16 protein-coding genes are annotated in these 15,360 nt (G+C 55.3%); 9 read left to right on the forward strand and 7 right to left on the reverse strand.

What is annotated here, in order from left to right; translation table 11 throughout:
* Window positions 1–16: 16 nt before the first annotated feature.
* Entirely contained in the window at window positions 17–1,378 is a 1,362-nt protein-coding gene (locus ACREYP_RS17280; RefSeq protein WP_336818509.1) for an MFS transporter, read from the forward strand.
* A gap of 69 nt (window positions 1,379–1,447) precedes the next feature.
* On the opposite strand, the gene ACREYP_RS17285 is transcribed toward ACREYP_RS17280, so the two are convergent.
* On the reverse strand, window positions 1,448–1,939 hold the full coding sequence (locus ACREYP_RS17285) for a YajQ family cyclic di-GMP-binding protein (protein ID WP_008454581.1): 492 nt from the start codon (window positions 1,937–1,939) through the stop codon (window positions 1,448–1,450).
* Between the two features lie 141 nt (window positions 1,940–2,080).
* Between ACREYP_RS17285 and panE the strand changes: the two genes are divergently transcribed.
* Window positions 2,081–2,998: a 2-dehydropantoate 2-reductase gene (panE, locus tag ACREYP_RS17290; protein ID WP_336818508.1), complete on the forward strand. Its 918-nt coding sequence runs from the start codon at window positions 2,081–2,083 to the stop codon at window positions 2,996–2,998.
* Window positions 2,958–3,554: a protein deglycase YajL gene (gene yajL / locus ACREYP_RS17295; RefSeq protein ID WP_008454578.1), complete on the forward strand. Its 597-nt coding sequence runs from the start codon at window positions 2,958–2,960 to the stop codon at window positions 3,552–3,554. The genes panE and yajL overlap by 41 nt, the downstream gene beginning before the upstream one ends.
* Before the next feature lie 132 nt (window positions 3,555–3,686).
* Here yajL and thiI read toward each other — a convergent pair whose 3' ends face one another.
* Window positions 3,687–5,135, reverse strand: a complete 1,449-nt coding sequence (gene thiI / locus ACREYP_RS17300; RefSeq protein ID WP_008454575.1) for a tRNA uracil 4-sulfurtransferase ThiI — start codon at window positions 5,133–5,135, stop codon at window positions 3,687–3,689.
* Between the two features lie 221 nt (window positions 5,136–5,356).
* Between thiI and xseB the strand changes: the two genes are divergently transcribed.
* From xseB to ACREYP_RS17320, 4 genes are all read left to right on the forward strand, one after another.
* Window positions 5,357–5,599, forward strand: a complete 243-nt coding sequence (xseB, locus tag ACREYP_RS17305; RefSeq protein WP_039290760.1) for an exodeoxyribonuclease VII small subunit — start codon at window positions 5,357–5,359, stop codon at window positions 5,597–5,599.
* A gap of 1 nt (window position 5,600) precedes the next feature.
* Window positions 5,601–6,500 carry a (2E,6E)-farnesyl diphosphate synthase gene (ispA, locus tag ACREYP_RS17310; RefSeq protein ID WP_336818507.1) on the forward strand — a complete coding sequence of 300 codons (900 nt, stop codon included), beginning with the start codon at window positions 5,601–5,603 and terminating at the stop codon, window positions 6,498–6,500.
* A gap of 29 nt (window positions 6,501–6,529) precedes the next feature.
* Window positions 6,530–8,392, forward strand: a complete 1,863-nt coding sequence (gene dxs, locus ACREYP_RS17315) for a 1-deoxy-D-xylulose-5-phosphate synthase (RefSeq protein WP_336818506.1) — start codon at window positions 6,530–6,532, stop codon at window positions 8,390–8,392.
* A gap of 179 nt (window positions 8,393–8,571) precedes the next feature.
* Window positions 8,572–9,546 (forward strand): aldo/keto reductase, encoded by a 975-nt coding sequence (locus ACREYP_RS17320; protein ID WP_336818505.1) that lies wholly within the window; start codon window positions 8,572–8,574, stop codon window positions 9,544–9,546.
* Between the two features lie 85 nt (window positions 9,547–9,631).
* Here the strand turns inward: ACREYP_RS17320 and thiL are convergent, their stop codons facing one another.
* From thiL to nrdR, 5 genes are all read right to left on the reverse strand, one after another.
* Window positions 9,632–10,606: a thiamine-phosphate kinase gene (gene thiL, locus ACREYP_RS17325; RefSeq protein WP_008454565.1), complete on the reverse strand. Its 975-nt coding sequence runs from the start codon at window positions 10,604–10,606 to the stop codon at window positions 9,632–9,634.
* 63 nt (window positions 10,607–10,669) lie between these two features.
* Entirely contained in the window at window positions 10,670–11,089 is a 420-nt protein-coding gene (nusB, locus tag ACREYP_RS17330) for a transcription antitermination factor NusB (protein ID WP_008454563.1), read from the reverse strand.
* Window positions 11,090–11,108: 19 nt separating this feature from the next.
* Window positions 11,109–11,579, reverse strand: coding sequence for a 6,7-dimethyl-8-ribityllumazine synthase (gene ribH / locus ACREYP_RS17335; RefSeq protein ID WP_008454557.1), 471 nt, complete (start codon window positions 11,577–11,579; stop codon window positions 11,109–11,111).
* Window positions 11,580–11,655: 76 nt separating this feature from the next.
* The gene (gene ribD, locus ACREYP_RS17340) at window positions 11,656–12,774 is read right to left on the reverse strand and encodes a bifunctional diaminohydroxyphosphoribosylaminopyrimidine deaminase/5-amino-6-(5-phosphoribosylamino)uracil reductase RibD (RefSeq protein ID WP_008454555.1); all 1,119 of its coding nucleotides are present in this window, start codon (window positions 12,772–12,774) and stop codon (window positions 11,656–11,658) included.
* A 5-nt stretch (window positions 12,775–12,779) separates the two neighbouring features.
* Complete coding sequence (gene nrdR / locus ACREYP_RS17345) at window positions 12,780–13,229, reverse strand: transcriptional regulator NrdR (protein WP_008454553.1); 450 nt, start codon at window positions 13,227–13,229, stop codon at window positions 12,780–12,782.
* Between the two features lie 153 nt (window positions 13,230–13,382).
* On the opposite strand from nrdR, the gene ACREYP_RS17350 reads away from it, so the two are divergent.
* Together ACREYP_RS17350 and ACREYP_RS17355 are read left to right on the forward strand one after the other, a co-directional pair.
* Window positions 13,383–13,943 carry a SadB/YajI family lipoprotein gene (locus tag ACREYP_RS17350; protein WP_008454551.1) on the forward strand — a complete coding sequence of 187 codons (561 nt, stop codon included), beginning with the start codon at window positions 13,383–13,385 and terminating at the stop codon, window positions 13,941–13,943.
* Window positions 13,944–14,490: 547 nt separating this feature from the next.
* Entirely contained in the window at window positions 14,491–15,345 is an 855-nt protein-coding gene (locus ACREYP_RS17355) for a nucleoside-specific channel-forming protein Tsx (protein ID WP_008454549.1), read from the forward strand.
* Window positions 15,346–15,360: the final 15 nt, after the last annotated feature.

The raw sequence follows: 15,360 nt of genomic DNA on the forward strand, positions 1-15,360 counted from the left end.
TTTATCTGAGGTGGTAATGAACGATTACAAAATGACGCCCGTCGAGCTGCGTGCGACGTGGGGTTTAGGCACTGTCTTTTCCCTGCGTATGCTGGGTATGTTTATGGTATTGCCGGTTCTTACCACCTGGGGTATGGCGCTGCAGGGCGCAAGCGAAGCGCTCATCGGCCTGGCAATCGGCATTTATGGCCTGGCGCAAGCCGTCTTCCAGATCCCTTTCGGCCTGCTTTCTGACCGTATTGGCCGCAAGCCGCTTATCGTTGGCGGGCTGGCTATCTTTGTGCTTGGCAGCGTTATTGCCGCCCTGAGCGACTCCATTTGGGGCGTCATTTTAGGCCGCGCGCTGCAGGGCTCCGGCGCAATCGCCGCCGCTGTTATGGCGTTACTCTCCGATCTAACCCGTGAACAGAACCGAACCAAAGCGATGGCCTTTATCGGCGTCAGCTTCGGGGTAACCTTCGCCATCGCGATGGTGCTCGGCCCGATCATTACTCAGGCGCTTGGCCTGCAGGCGCTGTTCTGGATGATTGCCGTCTTAGCCAGCTGCGGCATTCTGATTACGATTTGGCTGGTCCCGAATAGCAAAACGCACGTGCTTAACCGCGAGTCGGGAATGGTCAAAGGCTGCTTCCGCAAAGTGATGATGGAGCCAAAGCTGCTGAAGCTGAATTTCGGCATCATGTGCCTGCATATCATGCTGATGTCCACCTTTGTCGCCCTACCGGGCCAGCTTGAACAGGCAGGCTTTCCGGCGGCTCAGCACTGGAAAGTCTATCTTTGCACCATGCTGATTTCGTTTGTTTCGGTCGTGCCCTTTATTATTTATGCCGAAGTTAAACGCCGCATGAAGCACGTCTTTGTCGGCTGCGTGGCGGTACTTTTGATTGCTGAGATCGTGCTTTGGGGCGCGGGCCCGCACTTCTGGGATCTGGTGATTGGCGTGCAGCTGTTCTTCCTCGCCTTTAACCTGATGGAAGCGATTCTGCCTTCGCTTATCAGCAAAGAATCTCCGGCGGGCTACAAAGGCACCGCCATGGGCATCTACTCCACCAGCCAGTTTATCGGCGTAGCCATCGGCGGCTCGCTCGGCGGCTGGCTGAACGGGCTGTTTGATTCGCAAACCGTCTTCCTGGCAGGCGCGGTGCTGGCGATGATCTGGCTATTCGTCAGCTGGACAATGCAGGAGCCGCCTTACGTCAGCAGCCTGCGCATTGAGCTGCCGGAAAGCAGTGCGAACGACGAACATTTGCGTGAAAGGCTGCTGGCTCAGCCAGGCGTGAGTGAAGCGAACATCATTCCAGAAGAACGCAGCGCGTATGTGAAAATCGACAGCAAGCTGACGAACAGATATGAGATTGAGCAGGTGGTGAAAGGATAGAACATCCCTCACCTGATGCGGTGAGGGATTAAGCAGCATGCCCTCTCATGTTTCAGGAGAGGGCGTGAATCAGTCGCGGAAGTTCTTAAACTGGAACGGCTGCCCCAGATTGCCGCCACGAATCAGCGCCATTACGGCCTGTAAATCATCGCGGGCTTTACCCGTCACGCGGATCTCTTCGCCCTGAATCTGGGTCTGAACCTTCAGCTTGCTGTCTTTAATCAGCTTAATGATTTTCTTCGCAACGCTTGCTTCAATACCCTGTTTCAGCTTAGCTTCCACGCTCCAGGTTTTGCCGCTGTGAACAAACTCTTCAGGCACATCAATAGAGCTGCCTTCGATGCCGCGCTTAAGCAGCTTGGCGCGCAGGATATCCAGCAGCTGGTTTACCTGGAAGTCAGATTCGCTGGCAACTTTGATGGTCTGATTTTTTTCATTCAGTTCAAAGCTTGCCGGCACGTTACGGAAGTCAAAACGGGTCGCCAGCTCGCGCTCGGCGTTCTCTACCGCGTTGTTTACTTCCTGCAGGTCGATTTCAGAAACGATATCAAAAGATGGCATGTGTTTTCTCCCTCTCTGGTTTGCGTTGCATAATACCCGCTGGGCTGCGCAAAACAACCTGTTAAAGAGCCGGGAAGCCGATAACGCTATAATAGAAAGTAAGTTTAGCATTCGCGCAGTGTGCGAATGGGGGAGGCAATAATGAAAATCACCGTGCTGGGTTGCGGTGCGCTGGGTCAGCTCTGGTTGACCGCACTTCACAAGCAAGGGCATGAGCTTCAGGGCTGGCTGCGTGTGCCGCAGCCGTATTGCCACGTCAATCTGCTCGATACCACCGATGGCAGCGTCTTTAACGAGTCCTTCACGGCTAACGATCCCGAATTTCTCGCCACCAGCGACCTCCTGCTGGTGACGCTCAAAGCGTGGCAGGTATCTGATGCCGTGCGCACTTTGGCAGCCCAACTGCCTTCGCGCTGCCCGATATTGTTGCTGCATAACGGGATGGGGACGCTGGATGAGCTAAACGGATTGCCCCAACCTTTGTTGCTCGGATTAACCACTCAGGCCGCGAAAAGAGACGGAAGCGTGATTGTGCACGTCGCTTCCGGCATCACTCACGTTGGCCCGGGGAACGCTAAAGCCAGCGACTTTAGCTACCTTGCAGATACACTCCATGCCGCGCTGCCCGATGTAGCCTGGCACAACAATATCCAGCCGGCGAGCTGGAACAAACTCGCGGTAAACTGCGTGATAAACCCGCTGACCGCGCTGTACAACTGCACTAACGGCGAATTGAAGAATCATCTCGATGAGGTGACCAGCATTTGTGAAGAAGTCGCCCAGGTGATGACGCGCGAGGGCCACCATACCTCACCCGAAAACCTGCTGGATTATGTCGGGCAGGTGATAGAAAGCACGGCAGAAAATACCTCATCGATGCTGCAGGACATCCGCCTGGAGCGCCACACGGAAATTGACTATATCACCGGCTACCTGCTGCGCAGAGCGAGAGCTCACGGCGTCCCTGTGCCTGTGAATGCCCGGCTCTATGAGCAGGTTAAACGTAAGGAGAATGAATATGAGCGCACAAGCGCTGGTCTGCCTGGCACCTGGCACTGAAGAGACCGAAGCGGTTACCACTATCGATCTGCTGGTCCGCGCCGGGATCAAGGTGACGACGGCGAGCGTTGCTCCCGATGGCGACCTGAAAATTGTTTGCTCACGCGGCGTGAAATTACTGGCGGATGCACCGCTGGTTGAAGTGGCCGACGGCGATTTTGACATCGTGGTGCTCCCCGGCGGCCTGAAAGGTGCCGAATGCTTCCGCGACAGCCCGCTGCTGGTCGAGACCGTGCGCCAGTTTCATCTGTCAGGCCGCATCGTTGCCGCCATTTGTGCGGCGGCAGGCACTGTTCTGGTCCCGCACGAGCTGTTCCCGATAGGCAACATGACCGGTTTTCCAGGCCTGAAGGACACCATTCCCGAAGGGCAATGGCAGGATAAACGCGTTGTCTGGGACCCACGGGTTAACCTGCTCACCAGCCAGGGGCCAGGAACCGCGATTGATTTTGCACTGAAGATTATCGATTTGCTGGTGAGCCGCGAAAAGGCTCATGAAGTGTCGCAGCAGCTGGTGCTGGCGGCGGGGATTTATAGCTTCAGGGATTATCAGTAAGAACCCCTCACCCTAACCCTCTCCCCAGAGGGGCGAGGGAACCAGGACGGTGCACTCCCTCTTCTTTCGAGAAATCGAGCTAACCAGAACTCTCTCCCTTTTAGGGAGAGGGCCGGGGTGAGGGTCAGTCCTTTATGGGCGGTAAACCTTAATATTCTTAAAGCCCTGCTCGCTCAGATACAGAGCCTGCAGACGGCTCATCACGCCACGCTCGCACCACAGCAGGTAAGTTTTGCTCTGATCGAGATCGCCGAACTTAGTGCTCAGCTTGTAGAACGGCAGCGCCACAACCTCAACGCCTTCCAGCGCGAAAGGTTTCTCGTCCACTTCGTCGTTGGAGCGAATGTCCAGCAATACCTCGTTGGCGCCAAACGCATTAACCGTTTCGACTTCCACGACGTCCTGCTTCGTCTGGGTCGCAATATCGCGGATATCGATATTGGTCGCCTCGGCAACCACGCGATCCAGAATCGAGAAGTCAAACTTCTGCTCTTCTTCCTCAATCTTCGCCTTCACAGCTTTCACGGTCGGGCTTTTCGAGATCACGCCGCAGTATTCTGGCATGGTGCGAGCGAAATCAGCGGTACCGATTTCACGGGCCAGATCGATAATGTGCTCTTTGTCGTGAGAGATCAGCGGACGCAGGATCAGCGTATCGGAAACGTTGTCGATCAGGCGCAGGTTGGTCAGCGTCTGGCTGGACACCTGGCCTAACGCTTCGCCGGTCACCAGTGCCTGAACGCCATAGCGCTCGGCAACCTGAGAGGCGGCGCGCACAAACATACGTTTCAGCACCACGCCCATCTGCCCGTCTTCCACTTTCTCCAGGATCTCGCCGACCACTGGCTCAAAGTTAATGGCAACAAAACGCACACGGTGAGAGCTGCCGAAGCGGTTCCACAGATAATGTGCCACCTGCTTCACGCCGATTTCATGAGCAGCGCCGCCCAGGTTGAAGAAGCAATAATGCACGCGGCAGCCGCGACGCATCAGCATGTAGCTGGACACGCCGGAGTCGAAACCACCGGAAATCAGCGACAGTACGTCTTCCTGAGTCCCGATTGGGAAACCGCCGATGCCTTCGTAACGGCCTTTAACCAGCAGCAGGCGATCGTTTTCGATCTCAAGGTTAACCGTCACGTCCGGATCGTTGAGCTTAACGCGCGCGGATTCGATGTGCTGATTCAGGCCGCCGCCAACGTAGCGCTCAACTTCAATGGAGCTAAATTCGTGTTTGCCACGGCGTTTTACGCGCACGCAGAAGCTCTTACCTTCCAGCTTGTCGCGGTACAGCTCCAGCGCCTGCTCAAAGATATTGTGCATGTCGGTGTACGGCACATCTTCAACTTCAAGAATGTGGTGGATACCCGGAATGCGGGTCAGCGCTTCACGAATGGCGATACGCTGGTTTTCATCTTTGGCGCGAACTTCAATGTTGTCCCAGTGGCGAACAACCGCCAGGCTCTCATCGTAGTGTTTTAAAACGTTACGAATATTCCCGGTGAGCATCTTAATAAAGCGTATGCGCACAGATTGGCTCTTGATGGTGATTTCCGGGAACAATTTAATGATAAACTTCATGGCGGTAAGGGTTCGTTTAGTCAGCCGGGCTGGCTGCGCAGCACGCGGGCATAGAAAGAAGTACTTGCAGCGGCGTCATGCCACCTGCATCCGAGGCGCGCAAGTATATCACCATCCCACAAAGACTGCGCACCTTAACCGACTTGCACGAGCTAGCTTGATAATCACATTGACTCCGCTACCATGTCGGCGTCGAATTAAAACAGAGTCAGACATTCACCATGCCGAAAAAAACCGAATCTCCGGCCAGCTTCGAAACCGCACTGGTCGAACTGGAGCAAATAGTTACTCGTCTGGAAAGCGGCGATCTTGCCCTTGAAGAGGCGTTAAACGAATTTGAGCGCGGCGTGCAGCTGGCTCGCCAGGGACAAGTGAAACTCCAGCAGGCAGAGCAGCGCGTACAGATCTTACTGAGCGACAGCGAAGACGCCCCTCTGACTCCCTTTACCCCGGACGCCGAGTAATATGGATTTTAATCAACAGCTTCAGGCCCACGTTGTACGGGTTAACGACGCTATTGCGCGCTTTCTGGCGCCGCTGCCGTTTCAGAACAGTCCACTGGTTGAAGCGATGCACTATGGCGCACTATTGGGCGGTAAACGCCTGCGCCCGTTCCTGGTGTACGCCACCGGCGAAATGTTTGGCGTCGCCGACGAAGCGCTCGACGCGCCTGCTGCGGCAGTGGAATGCATTCACGCCTACTCCCTGATTCACGATGATTTACCGGCCATGGATAACGACGATTTACGTCGTGGGCAGCCGACCTGCCACATAAAATTTGGCGAAGAGAACGCCATTTTGGCCGGAGACGCCCTGCAAACGCTGGCGTTTTCTATACTGAGTGATGCGCCAATGCCCGGCGTTGATATTGCCGATCGCTTAGCCATGGTTTTGGAATTAGCCACCGCCAGCGGTGTGGCAGGTATGTGTGGCGGCCAGGCGCTGGATTTAGAAGCCGAAGGCAAGCAAGTTGACCTGGCTTCCCTGGAGCGCATTCACCGCCATAAAACCGGAGCATTGATTCGCGCCGCCGTTCGCCTGGGCGCGCTGAGCGCCGGTGAAGCAGGCCGAAAAGCTCTGCCAATTCTGGACCGCTATGCTGCAAGCATCGGCCTCGCTTTCCAGGTTCAGGATGACATCCTGGACGTTGTCGGCGATACCGCTACGATAGGCAAACGCCAGGGTGCCGACCAGCAGTTAGGCAAAAGTACCTATCCGGCGCTGCTGGGACTTGAACAGGCGCAGGCAAAAGCGCAGGATCTCTATCAGGAAGCACTGCAGGCTCTGGTCGAACTTGCCGAGCTGTCGCTGGACACGGCGGCACTGGAAGCGTTAGCCAACTACATTATCCACCGTGATAAATAACGTATAACAACGATGAGTTTAGATTTCTGATGAGTTTTGATATCGCCAAATACCCGACCCTCGCTCTGGTGGATGCCAGCCCGGATCTGCGAGTGCTGCCTAAAGAGAGCTTACCTAAGCTTTGCGATGAGCTGCGCCGTTACCTGCTCGACAGCGTAAGCCGCTCCAGCGGGCACTTTGCCTCCGGCCTCGGCACGGTCGAACTGACCGTGGCGCTGCACTACGTCTATAACACGCCGTTCGATCAACTCATCTGGGACGTCGGCCACCAGGCCTACCCGCACAAAATTCTGACTGGCCGCCGCGATAAAATTGGCACCATTCGACAGAAAGGCGGCCTGCATCCGTTCCCATGGCGCGCGGAAAGCGAGTACGACGTGCTGAGCGTGGGCCACTCTTCCACCTCCATTAGCGCGGGTATCGGGATCGCCGTTGCCGCTGAAAAGGAAGGGAAAGACCGGAAAACCGTTTGCGTGATTGGCGATGGCGCCATTACCGCCGGGATGGCCTTCGAAGCGATGAACCATGCCGGCGATATCCGCCCGGACATGCTGGTGGTGCTTAACGACAATGAAATGTCTATTTCCGAGAACGTCGGCGCGCTGAACAACCATCTGGCGCAGCTGCTTTCCGGCAAGCTTTATTCGACACTGCGCGAAGGTGGCAAGAAAGTCTTCTCCGGCGTGCCGCCAATCAAAGAGCTGCTGAAGCGTACCGAAGAGCATATCAAAGGCATGGTGGTGCCGGGCACGCTGTTTGAAGAGCTAGGCTTTAACTACATCGGGCCAATTGATGGCCACGACGTGATTGGTCTGGTCAATACGCTGAAGAACATGCGCAGCCTGAAAGGCCCGCAGTTCCTGCATATCATGACTAAAAAAGGACGCGGTTACGCGCCAGCGGAAAAAGATCCGATCAGCTTCCACGCGGTACCTAAGTTCGATCCGCAGAGCGGGACGCTGCCGAAAAGCACCGGAGGCCTGCCAGGTTACTCGAAGATTTTCGGCAACTGGCTGTGCGAAACCGCAGCCCACGATGACAAGCTGATGGCAATTACACCTGCCATGCGTGAAGGCTCCGGCATGGTGGAATTCTCGCGCCAGTATCCTGACCAGTACTTTGATGTGGCGATTGCCGAGCAGCACGCAGTGACCTTCGCGGCGGGCCTGGCGATTGGCGGCTATAAGCCAGTGGTTGCGATCTATTCCACCTTCCTGCAGCGCGCTTACGACCAGGTGATTCACGACGTAGCGATTCAGAAGCTACCGGTGATGTTTGCCATCGATCGCGCAGGCATTGTCGGCGCTGACGGCCAGACGCACCAGGGCGCTTTTGATATCTCCTTCCTGCGCTGCATCCCAGACATGGTTATCATGACGCCAAGCGACGAAAACGAATGCCGCCAGATGCTGCACACGGGTTACCACTACAGCGCAGGCCCAAGCGCCGTGCGTTACCCGCGTGGGACCGGAACAGGCGCAGAGCTGGAACCGCTCGTGGAGCTGCCGATAGGTAAAGGCGTTGTGAAACGCGAAGGCGAAAAAATTGCGCTGCTCAACTTCGGCACTTTGCTGCCAGAAGCCGCAGCGGTAGCCGAAGCGCTGAATGCCACGCTGGTCGATATGCGTTTTGTTAAGCCACTGGATGAAGCCCTGATTCTGGAACTTGCCGCCAGCCACGACTCTCTGGTGACGATTGAAGAGAACGCCATTATGGGCGGGGCCGGGAGCGGCGTAAACGAAGTACTGATGGCTCACCGTAAACCGGTTCCGGTGCTTAACCTCGGCCTGCCTGATTTCTTCATTCCTCAGGGCACCCAGGAAGAAGCACGTGAGGCGATTGGCCTTGATGCGGCCGGGATCGAAGCTAAGATTCGGAGCTGGGTGGATTAACTTCATCCGTACACTAAATAATTCAACCCACAGCACAACGGCAAGTGAGCATATCCCGATGAGCTTACTCAGGTAAGTGATTCGGGTATGAGAGCGCCGCCAACACCGCAGTGGTTTGAAGGATGACGTGTACGGCCTGCTATGCTTAATAGATATTCCTACATAGCAGGAGCGATATCATGCAATACAACCCGTTAGGCACCACCGACCTTAGCGTCTCCCGCCTTTGCCTCGGCTGTATGACCTTTGGCGAGCCGGATCGCGGCAGCCATGCCTGGACGCTTCCCGAAGAGAGCAGCCGGGAAATAATCCGCCGCGCGCTGGAAAACGGCATCAATTTCTTCGACACCTCAAATAACTACTCCGACGGCAGCAGCGAAGAGATTTTAGGCCGCGCGCTGCGCGACTTCGCTCGCCGCCAGGACGTTGTGGTTGCCACTAAGGTTTACAACAAAGTTGGCGATCTGCCTCAGGGCCTCTCCCGCCCACAGATCCTGCGTTCGATCGACGATAGCCTGAAACGGCTCGGCACCGACTACGTCGATTTGCTACAAATCCACCGCTGGGACTACAGCACGCCTATTGAAGAGACGCTAGAGGCACTTAACGACGTGGTTAAGGCCGGGAAAGCACGTTATATCGGCGCCTCTTCAATGCGCAGCGATCAGTTTGCTCAGGCCCTGACTTTGCAGTCTCAGGCAGGCTGGGCAAGATTCGTTACCATGCAGGATCACTACAACCTGATTTACCGTGAAGAAGAGCTGGAGATGCTCCCGCTGTGCTACAAAGAAAAAATTGCGGTGATCCCCTGGAGCCCGCTCGCACGCGGCAAACTGACTCGTCCATGGGGAGATACCACAGCAAGATCTGTCTCGGATGAAGTGGGCAAATCGCTGTACCAGACCAATAACGAAAACGACGCGCTTATCGCCGAGCGGCTGGCAAATATCGCCGCAGATAAGGGCGTTTCACGCGCGCAGGTAGCGCTGGCCTGGCTGCTTAGCAAACCGGGTATTGCCGCACCAATTATTGGCCCATCAAGGCAGGAACAGCTGGACGACCTGCTTGGTGCGGTAGATTTAACGTTGAAACCCGAGGAGATTGCCGAGCTGGAGACGCCGTATCAACGGCATCCCGTGGCGGGATATAAATAATCGCCCTCGCAGGTTCACTCTTTCGACTTTGGGTTTTGCTCCCTCTCCCTTTTAGGGAGAGGGTTGGGGTGAGGGTCATGACCAGCTACCAGGAAAAGTGATCGTAACCCTTCATATCCAGCGTCACAGGCTTCCCTTCACGGGTAAACTGCAGTCCTTCAGAGGCAGAAACAATCTGCCCGATACAGGTATAAGGCACGCCCAGATTGCCGATAGCCACTTCCAGCGCCCCGCGATTTAGCTCCGGCACGGTGAAGCACAGCTCATAGTCTTCGCCGCCGGACATCGCCCATTTCAGCGCCTGCTCTGGCTCAACGTGCTCGCGCAACGCTTCGGAATACGGCAGCAAATCGAGATCGATACGTGCCCCGCAGTCGCTGGCCTTCAGGATATGACCGAGATCGGAAATCAACCCGTCTGAAAGATCGATGGCACTGTTGGCCAGATCGCGCAGCGCCTGCCCGTGTAAAACACGCGGCGTTGGGCGCAGGTGCCGCTTAAGCAGATAATCCGCATGCTGTGTATTCGCAACATGCAGACGCTTCTGCAGAATTGCCAGACCAGCCGCGCTGTCGCCCGGCGTGCCGGTGACATAGATCCAGTCCCCTGCTTTTGCACCGCTGCGCTTCAGCGCCCGGCCAGCCGGGATCATGCCGTGAATACCCAGCGTCAAAGAGAGCGGGCCACGGGTTGTGTCGCCGCCAATCAACTGCATATCGTAATAATCCAGCTGTTCAAACAGGCTGTCGCTGAATGCCTCCAGCCACGCTTCATCCACTTCCGGGAGCGTGATCGCCAGCGTCAGCCAGGCCGGATCTGCGCCCATTGCGGCCAGATCGCTTAAATTCACCGCCAGCGCTTTGTAGCCCAAATCACGCGGGTCGATATCCGGCAGGAAGTGATTACCGCTCACCAGCGTATCGGTGCTGATCGCCAGCAGTTGTTTTTCGGGTACCGACAGCAACGCACAGTCGTCGCCAATACCGGCTTCCACATCACGACGAGAACTTGTAACGCGATCGAAGTAACGGGCAATCAGGGAAAACTCACCGCATGCCATGCGTGATACCTCAGGAATGTCAGTTGCAGGAAAAAAGAAGGCCGGGAAAACCCGGCCAGGAGATTACTTCTTGTGGGGACGAATAGCGGGAGCAGCTTTGTCGAGAACGCCGTTAACGAACTTATGGCTGTCTTCGGCACCGAAGGTTTTCGCCAGCTCAATCGCTTCGTTGATGGCCACTTTGTATGGCACATCATCACGTTTGGACAGTTCAAACAGCGCAATGCGCAGTACCGCTTTTTCCACCTGGCCCAGCTCTTCAAGCAGACGGGACAGGTAAGGCTTCATCAGCCCATCCAGATACGCGCTGTTGGTAGCCACGCCGCTCAGCAGCTCGCGGAAATAGACAACGTCAACGTCTTTGACGTCCTGTTCCGCCAGGAACTGGTATTCAACATCAGCGATGTCGTTTTTAGACAACTGCCAGGAGTAGAGCGCCTGGACGGCACACTCACGGGCGCGGCGACGAGCAGCAGGTTTCACGGATTTCCCCTTACAAAAATCAGGCCTTGATGGCTTTCAATACATTAATCATTTCAAGCGCGGTCAGTGCAGCTTCTGCACCTTTGTTACCGGCTTTGGTGCCAGCACGTTCGATGGCTTGTTCAATGCTTTCAGTGGTCAGCACGCCGAAGGCAACGGGAATACCGCTGTCCTGGCCTACGCTTAACAGACCGTTGCTGGCACCGCCGGCAACGTATTCGAAGTGTGCAGTGCCTCCGCGAATCACGGTACCCAGCGCGATAACAGCATCGTATTTACCGGTTTTAGCCAGTGCATCAGCGGCCAGCGGCAGCTCGTAAGCGCCCGGCACCCAAACTACGGTGATGTTTTTGTCTTTCACCTGACCAATGCGTTTCAGGGCGTCGATAGCACCTTCCAGCAGGCTGTCATTGATGAAGTTGTTAAAACGCGCGATGGTGATGGCGACGCGAGCGTCAGGAGTAGCAACAGCAGCTTCAATAATGTTCATAATCTTCCTTTACGGGTTCTGTTTAGCCCCGCAGGGGGGCGGATTTTATCATAATCTTTTCGTGACTGCTTACGTTTTACTGGCGTCCGTAAATGGGCGTCAAATGCAGGCACAAATCGGGGCCAACCTGGCGGACTTCGCTAAAGCTGAACGCCGGCGCATCAGCAAGTTTTTCAAGGCCAGGAAGCTCGCACAAACCGCGGGCATCATTGCCTAATAATTTAGGTGCGACATAGACAATCAGTTCATCCACCAGGCCTGCCTGTAACAGCGCCCCGGCAAGCGTTGCCCCGGCCTCAACCCAGACAGAATTCACCTGGCGTTTGCCAAGCTGCATCATTAACACGACCAAATCAAGATGCCCATTATGTTCAGGCACCAGCAGTTGCTCGACGTCCTCCGGCCAGGATTGTTCATCCGCCTGGCTGCGGGCAAGCCAGGTTTGCCCCGGATTGGCAATAATTTGGTGCTGTGGCGTTACCCGGTTTTGACGATCCAGCACAATGCGAATCGGCTGACGTAAATCCTGTTGGGAATAAATAGCCTGGCTGGCGCTATCCAGCTCATCCCAACGAACCGTTAATGACGGGTTATCTGCCAATACGGTCGCGTCGCTGGAAAGAATCGCGGCACTTTGCGCGCGCTGGCGCTGCACATCGCGACGCGCCTGGGGAGAGGTAATCCATTTGCTCTCTCCGCTTGCCATCGCGGTACGGCCGTCCAGCGAAGCACCAAGCTTAAGCTGGATAAATGGAAAACCCGTGCGCATACGCTTGAGGAACCCGCGGTTCAGCGCTTCAGCTTCGTTCATCATCAGGCCGTGGCTGACTTCAATGCCCGCCTGCTGCAAGCGGTAGAGGCCCCGGCCGGCAACCTGCGGGTTAGGATCCTGCATGGCGGCTACCACGCGAGAAACGCCTGCGGCAATCAAGGCATCACAGCACGGTGGCGTGCGGCCATGGTGGCTGCAGGGTTCGAGGGTGACATAGGCCGTTGCGCCCCGGGCCTGTTCGCCTGCCATGCGCAAAGCGTGAACTTCCGCATGAGGTTCCCCGGCGCGAAAGTGGAACCCTTCCCCCACAATATTGCCGTCTTTAACTATCACGCAGCCGACATTCGGGTTCGGTGCAGTGGTAAAACGCCCGCGCTTAGCCAGCTCAAGCGCTCGAGCCATAAACTGTTCATCAAGGGACATCAGCATTAATCCTGTAAACGGGCGATTTCTTCACCAAATTCTTTGATATCTTCAAAGCTACGGTAGACCGAAGCAAAGCGAATATAGGCGACTTTATCCAGCTTTTTGAGCTGCTCCATCACCAGGTTACCGATGAGTTTACTCGGGATTTCGCGTTCGCCGGTTGCTCGAAGGTGCGACTTAATATGGCTGATGGCCATTTCCACGTCGTCAGAATTGACCGGACGTTTTTCCAGCGCTTTCAGGATGCCGCTGCGCAGTTTGTCTTCGTTAAACGGCTCGCGCACCTCATTACTCTTCACCACTCTCGGCATCACCAGCTCCGCAACCTCGAAAGTCGTGAAGCGTTCGTGACAGACCAGACACTGGCGCCGACGGCGTACGGAGGAACCTTCACCCACCAGGCGAGAGTCAATAACTTTGGTGTCCACGGCGAAACAGAATGGGCAATGCATAGCGTTTCCTGCTGGGATTATAAAGATGAACAATAGTTTACCGCGAAGTTGCGGGAGTACAAAGACAGCGCCGACACTGCAACATCAAATATGACTTTTCAAGCGCGAAGAACTACGCTTAAATCAGCGAACCTTAGCAAGGAAAAACTAACCATGACAAAGACTTACTTAAGAATTATCCTGGTTTCAAGCCTGATAAGCCTGACCGCTTGTGCCCAGCAAACTGAAGTGCGCCAGATGCGCAGTCAAATTGGTTCGTTAAATCAGGAAATGACTAAACTTAGCCAGCAAACGGTGAAGCTGACCCAGCAGAATGCCCTGAACGCGAAGTCGACCAGCGGCGTTTATCTGCTACCGGGTTCAAACACGGCAGCGCGCCTCAACAGCCAGATAGGTAACCTGAAAATGTCGCTGACAAACGTTGCGGCTGAAGCCAACGGCACCCGCGCCACGCTGCTGATTCAGGGAGAATCCAACGATCCGCTGCCGGCATTTAGCGGCAAAGTAGAATGGGGGCAGATCCAGGGCACCACCGACAGTTTCCAGGAAGTTAACGTGCAAACGCAGTCCATAGACGCCCCGGCCAGCATTCTCGCCCCAAGCGACGTGTCGATTCCGCTTCGCCTGTCCGGTATCACGCCCGATCAATTAGGGTTTGTGCGCGTCCATGATATCCAGCCAGTTTCTTCCGCGCAGCCAGCACCCGCGCAATAATTCTTTCGCCCCCTTATCCGCCGCTCGCTTCAACCACAGCTTCGCTTCTTATCCTCCCCCTGGCCCTCTCCCTAAAAGGGAGAGGGAATAAATCATCGGCAGTTTTCCCCCTCTTCCTCCGGGAGAGGGCCGGGGTGAGGGCTGAAGTCACCCCACTCATCCGCAAAAATGTGAAAGCAAAAGATGACTAAGAGACATTTTCCGGCGAGGCGCGCCTGTCACACTCTTTCACACCCCCCGCACAATATGTGAAGCAAACCCCCTGTTATCATCTCGTCTTTATAGTGATCCATATCACACTTACATGTAACAACTGGGCATACGTTTGCGTAATTTGTCGAAGCAGGTACAATCACGCCGTTTTTAATGTGCGCAAACGTGAACGCAATCGATTACGCATATGAGAAGAATGTGAAATAGAACATATTTTTGTGAGCAGGGATTTCTATAATAGTCGCGCTGCAAAGGTCCTTCCCTGAGACCGGCGGCCAGGGATGACATCTCACATCCGCATCGCACCAAAATTACGTAAACAGTGGCTAAAAATATGAAAAAAATTATTCTGGCAGCCGGCACCGTTCTGGCACTTTCCAGCTCTTTCTCTGCCAGCGCAGAAGAAGCAAAAAACAGCGAATACCTCTCCGACTGGTGGCACCAGAGCGTTAACGTTGTCGGCAGCTATCACACCCGTTTCGGGCCGCAGCTGCGCAACGATACCTACCTGGAATATGAAGCGTTCGCCAAAAAAGACTGGTTCGATTTCTACGGCTACGTGGATGCGCCAGTCTTCTTCGGCGGCAACACTCAGGCGAAAGGGATCTGGAACCACGGCTCCCCACTGTTTATGGAAATCGAACCTCGCTTCTCCATCGACAAGCTGACCGGGACCGACCTGAGCTTTGGTCCGTTCAAAGAGTGGTACTTCGCGAACAACTACATTTACGACATGGGTCGTAACCAGGCTAATCGCCAGAGCACCTGGTACATGGGTCTGGGTACCGACATCGATACCGGCCTGCCAATGAGCCTGTCGATGAACGTGTATGCCAAGTACCAGTGGCAGAACTACGGTGCGTCTAACGAAAACGAGTGGGATGGCTACCGCTTCAAGGTGAAATACTTCGTGCCGATTACCTCCCTGTGGGGCGGTAAGCTGAGCTATATCGGTTTCACCAACGTTGACTGGGACTCTGACCTGGGCAACGAGCAGTACCGTACCAATAACTCCGTTGCGTCCAGCCACATCCTGTCGCTGAACTACGATCACCTGCACTACTCCTTCGTGGCCCGTTACTTCCATAACGGCGGCCAGTGGAAAGATGGCGAGCAGCCGTTCTTCATGAACGAACGCGTGAAGTCGACCGGCTTCGGCTACTACGTGGTTGTCGGTTACAACTTCTAATCACCACCACTTGTA

Source organism: Enterobacter sp. TMH.L2 (assembly GCF_050847315.1).
Classification (GTDB): Bacteria; Pseudomonadota; Gammaproteobacteria; order Enterobacterales; family Enterobacteriaceae; genus Cedecea.

Coding starts and splice junctions, on each gene's coding strand:
- ACREYP_RS17280 (WP_336818509.1), top strand. CDS start 17: ATGAACGATTACAAAATGACGCCCGTCGAGCTGCGTGCGACGTGGGGT.
- ACREYP_RS17285 (WP_008454581.1), bottom strand. CDS start 1,939: ATGCCATCTTTTGATATCGTTTCTGAAATCGACCTGCAGGAAGTAAAC.
- panE (WP_336818508.1), top strand. CDS start 2,081: ATGAAAATCACCGTGCTGGGTTGCGGTGCGCTGGGTCAGCTCTGGTTG.
- yajL (WP_008454578.1), top strand. CDS start 2,958: ATGAGCGCACAAGCGCTGGTCTGCCTGGCACCTGGCACTGAAGAGACC.
- thiI (WP_008454575.1), bottom strand. CDS start 5,135: ATGAAGTTTATCATTAAATTGTTCCCGGAAATCACCATCAAGAGCCAA.
- xseB (WP_039290760.1), top strand. CDS start 5,357: ATGCCGAAAAAAACCGAATCTCCGGCCAGCTTCGAAACCGCACTGGTC.
- ispA (WP_336818507.1), top strand. CDS start 5,601: ATGGATTTTAATCAACAGCTTCAGGCCCACGTTGTACGGGTTAACGAC.
- dxs (WP_336818506.1), top strand. CDS start 6,530: ATGAGTTTTGATATCGCCAAATACCCGACCCTCGCTCTGGTGGATGCC.
- ACREYP_RS17320 (WP_336818505.1), top strand. CDS start 8,572: ATGCAATACAACCCGTTAGGCACCACCGACCTTAGCGTCTCCCGCCTT.
- thiL (WP_008454565.1), bottom strand. CDS start 10,606: ATGGCATGCGGTGAGTTTTCCCTGATTGCCCGTTACTTCGATCGCGTT.
- ribH (WP_008454557.1), bottom strand. CDS start 11,579: ATGAACATTATTGAAGCTGCTGTTGCTACTCCTGACGCTCGCGTCGCC.
- ribD (WP_008454555.1), bottom strand. CDS start 12,774: ATGTCCCTTGATGAACAGTTTATGGCTCGAGCGCTTGAGCTGGCTAAG.
- nrdR (WP_008454553.1), bottom strand. CDS start 13,229: ATGCATTGCCCATTCTGTTTCGCCGTGGACACCAAAGTTATTGACTCT.
- ACREYP_RS17350 (WP_008454551.1), top strand. CDS start 13,383: ATGACAAAGACTTACTTAAGAATTATCCTGGTTTCAAGCCTGATAAGC.
- ACREYP_RS17355 (WP_008454549.1), top strand. CDS start 14,491: ATGAAAAAAATTATTCTGGCAGCCGGCACCGTTCTGGCACTTTCCAGC.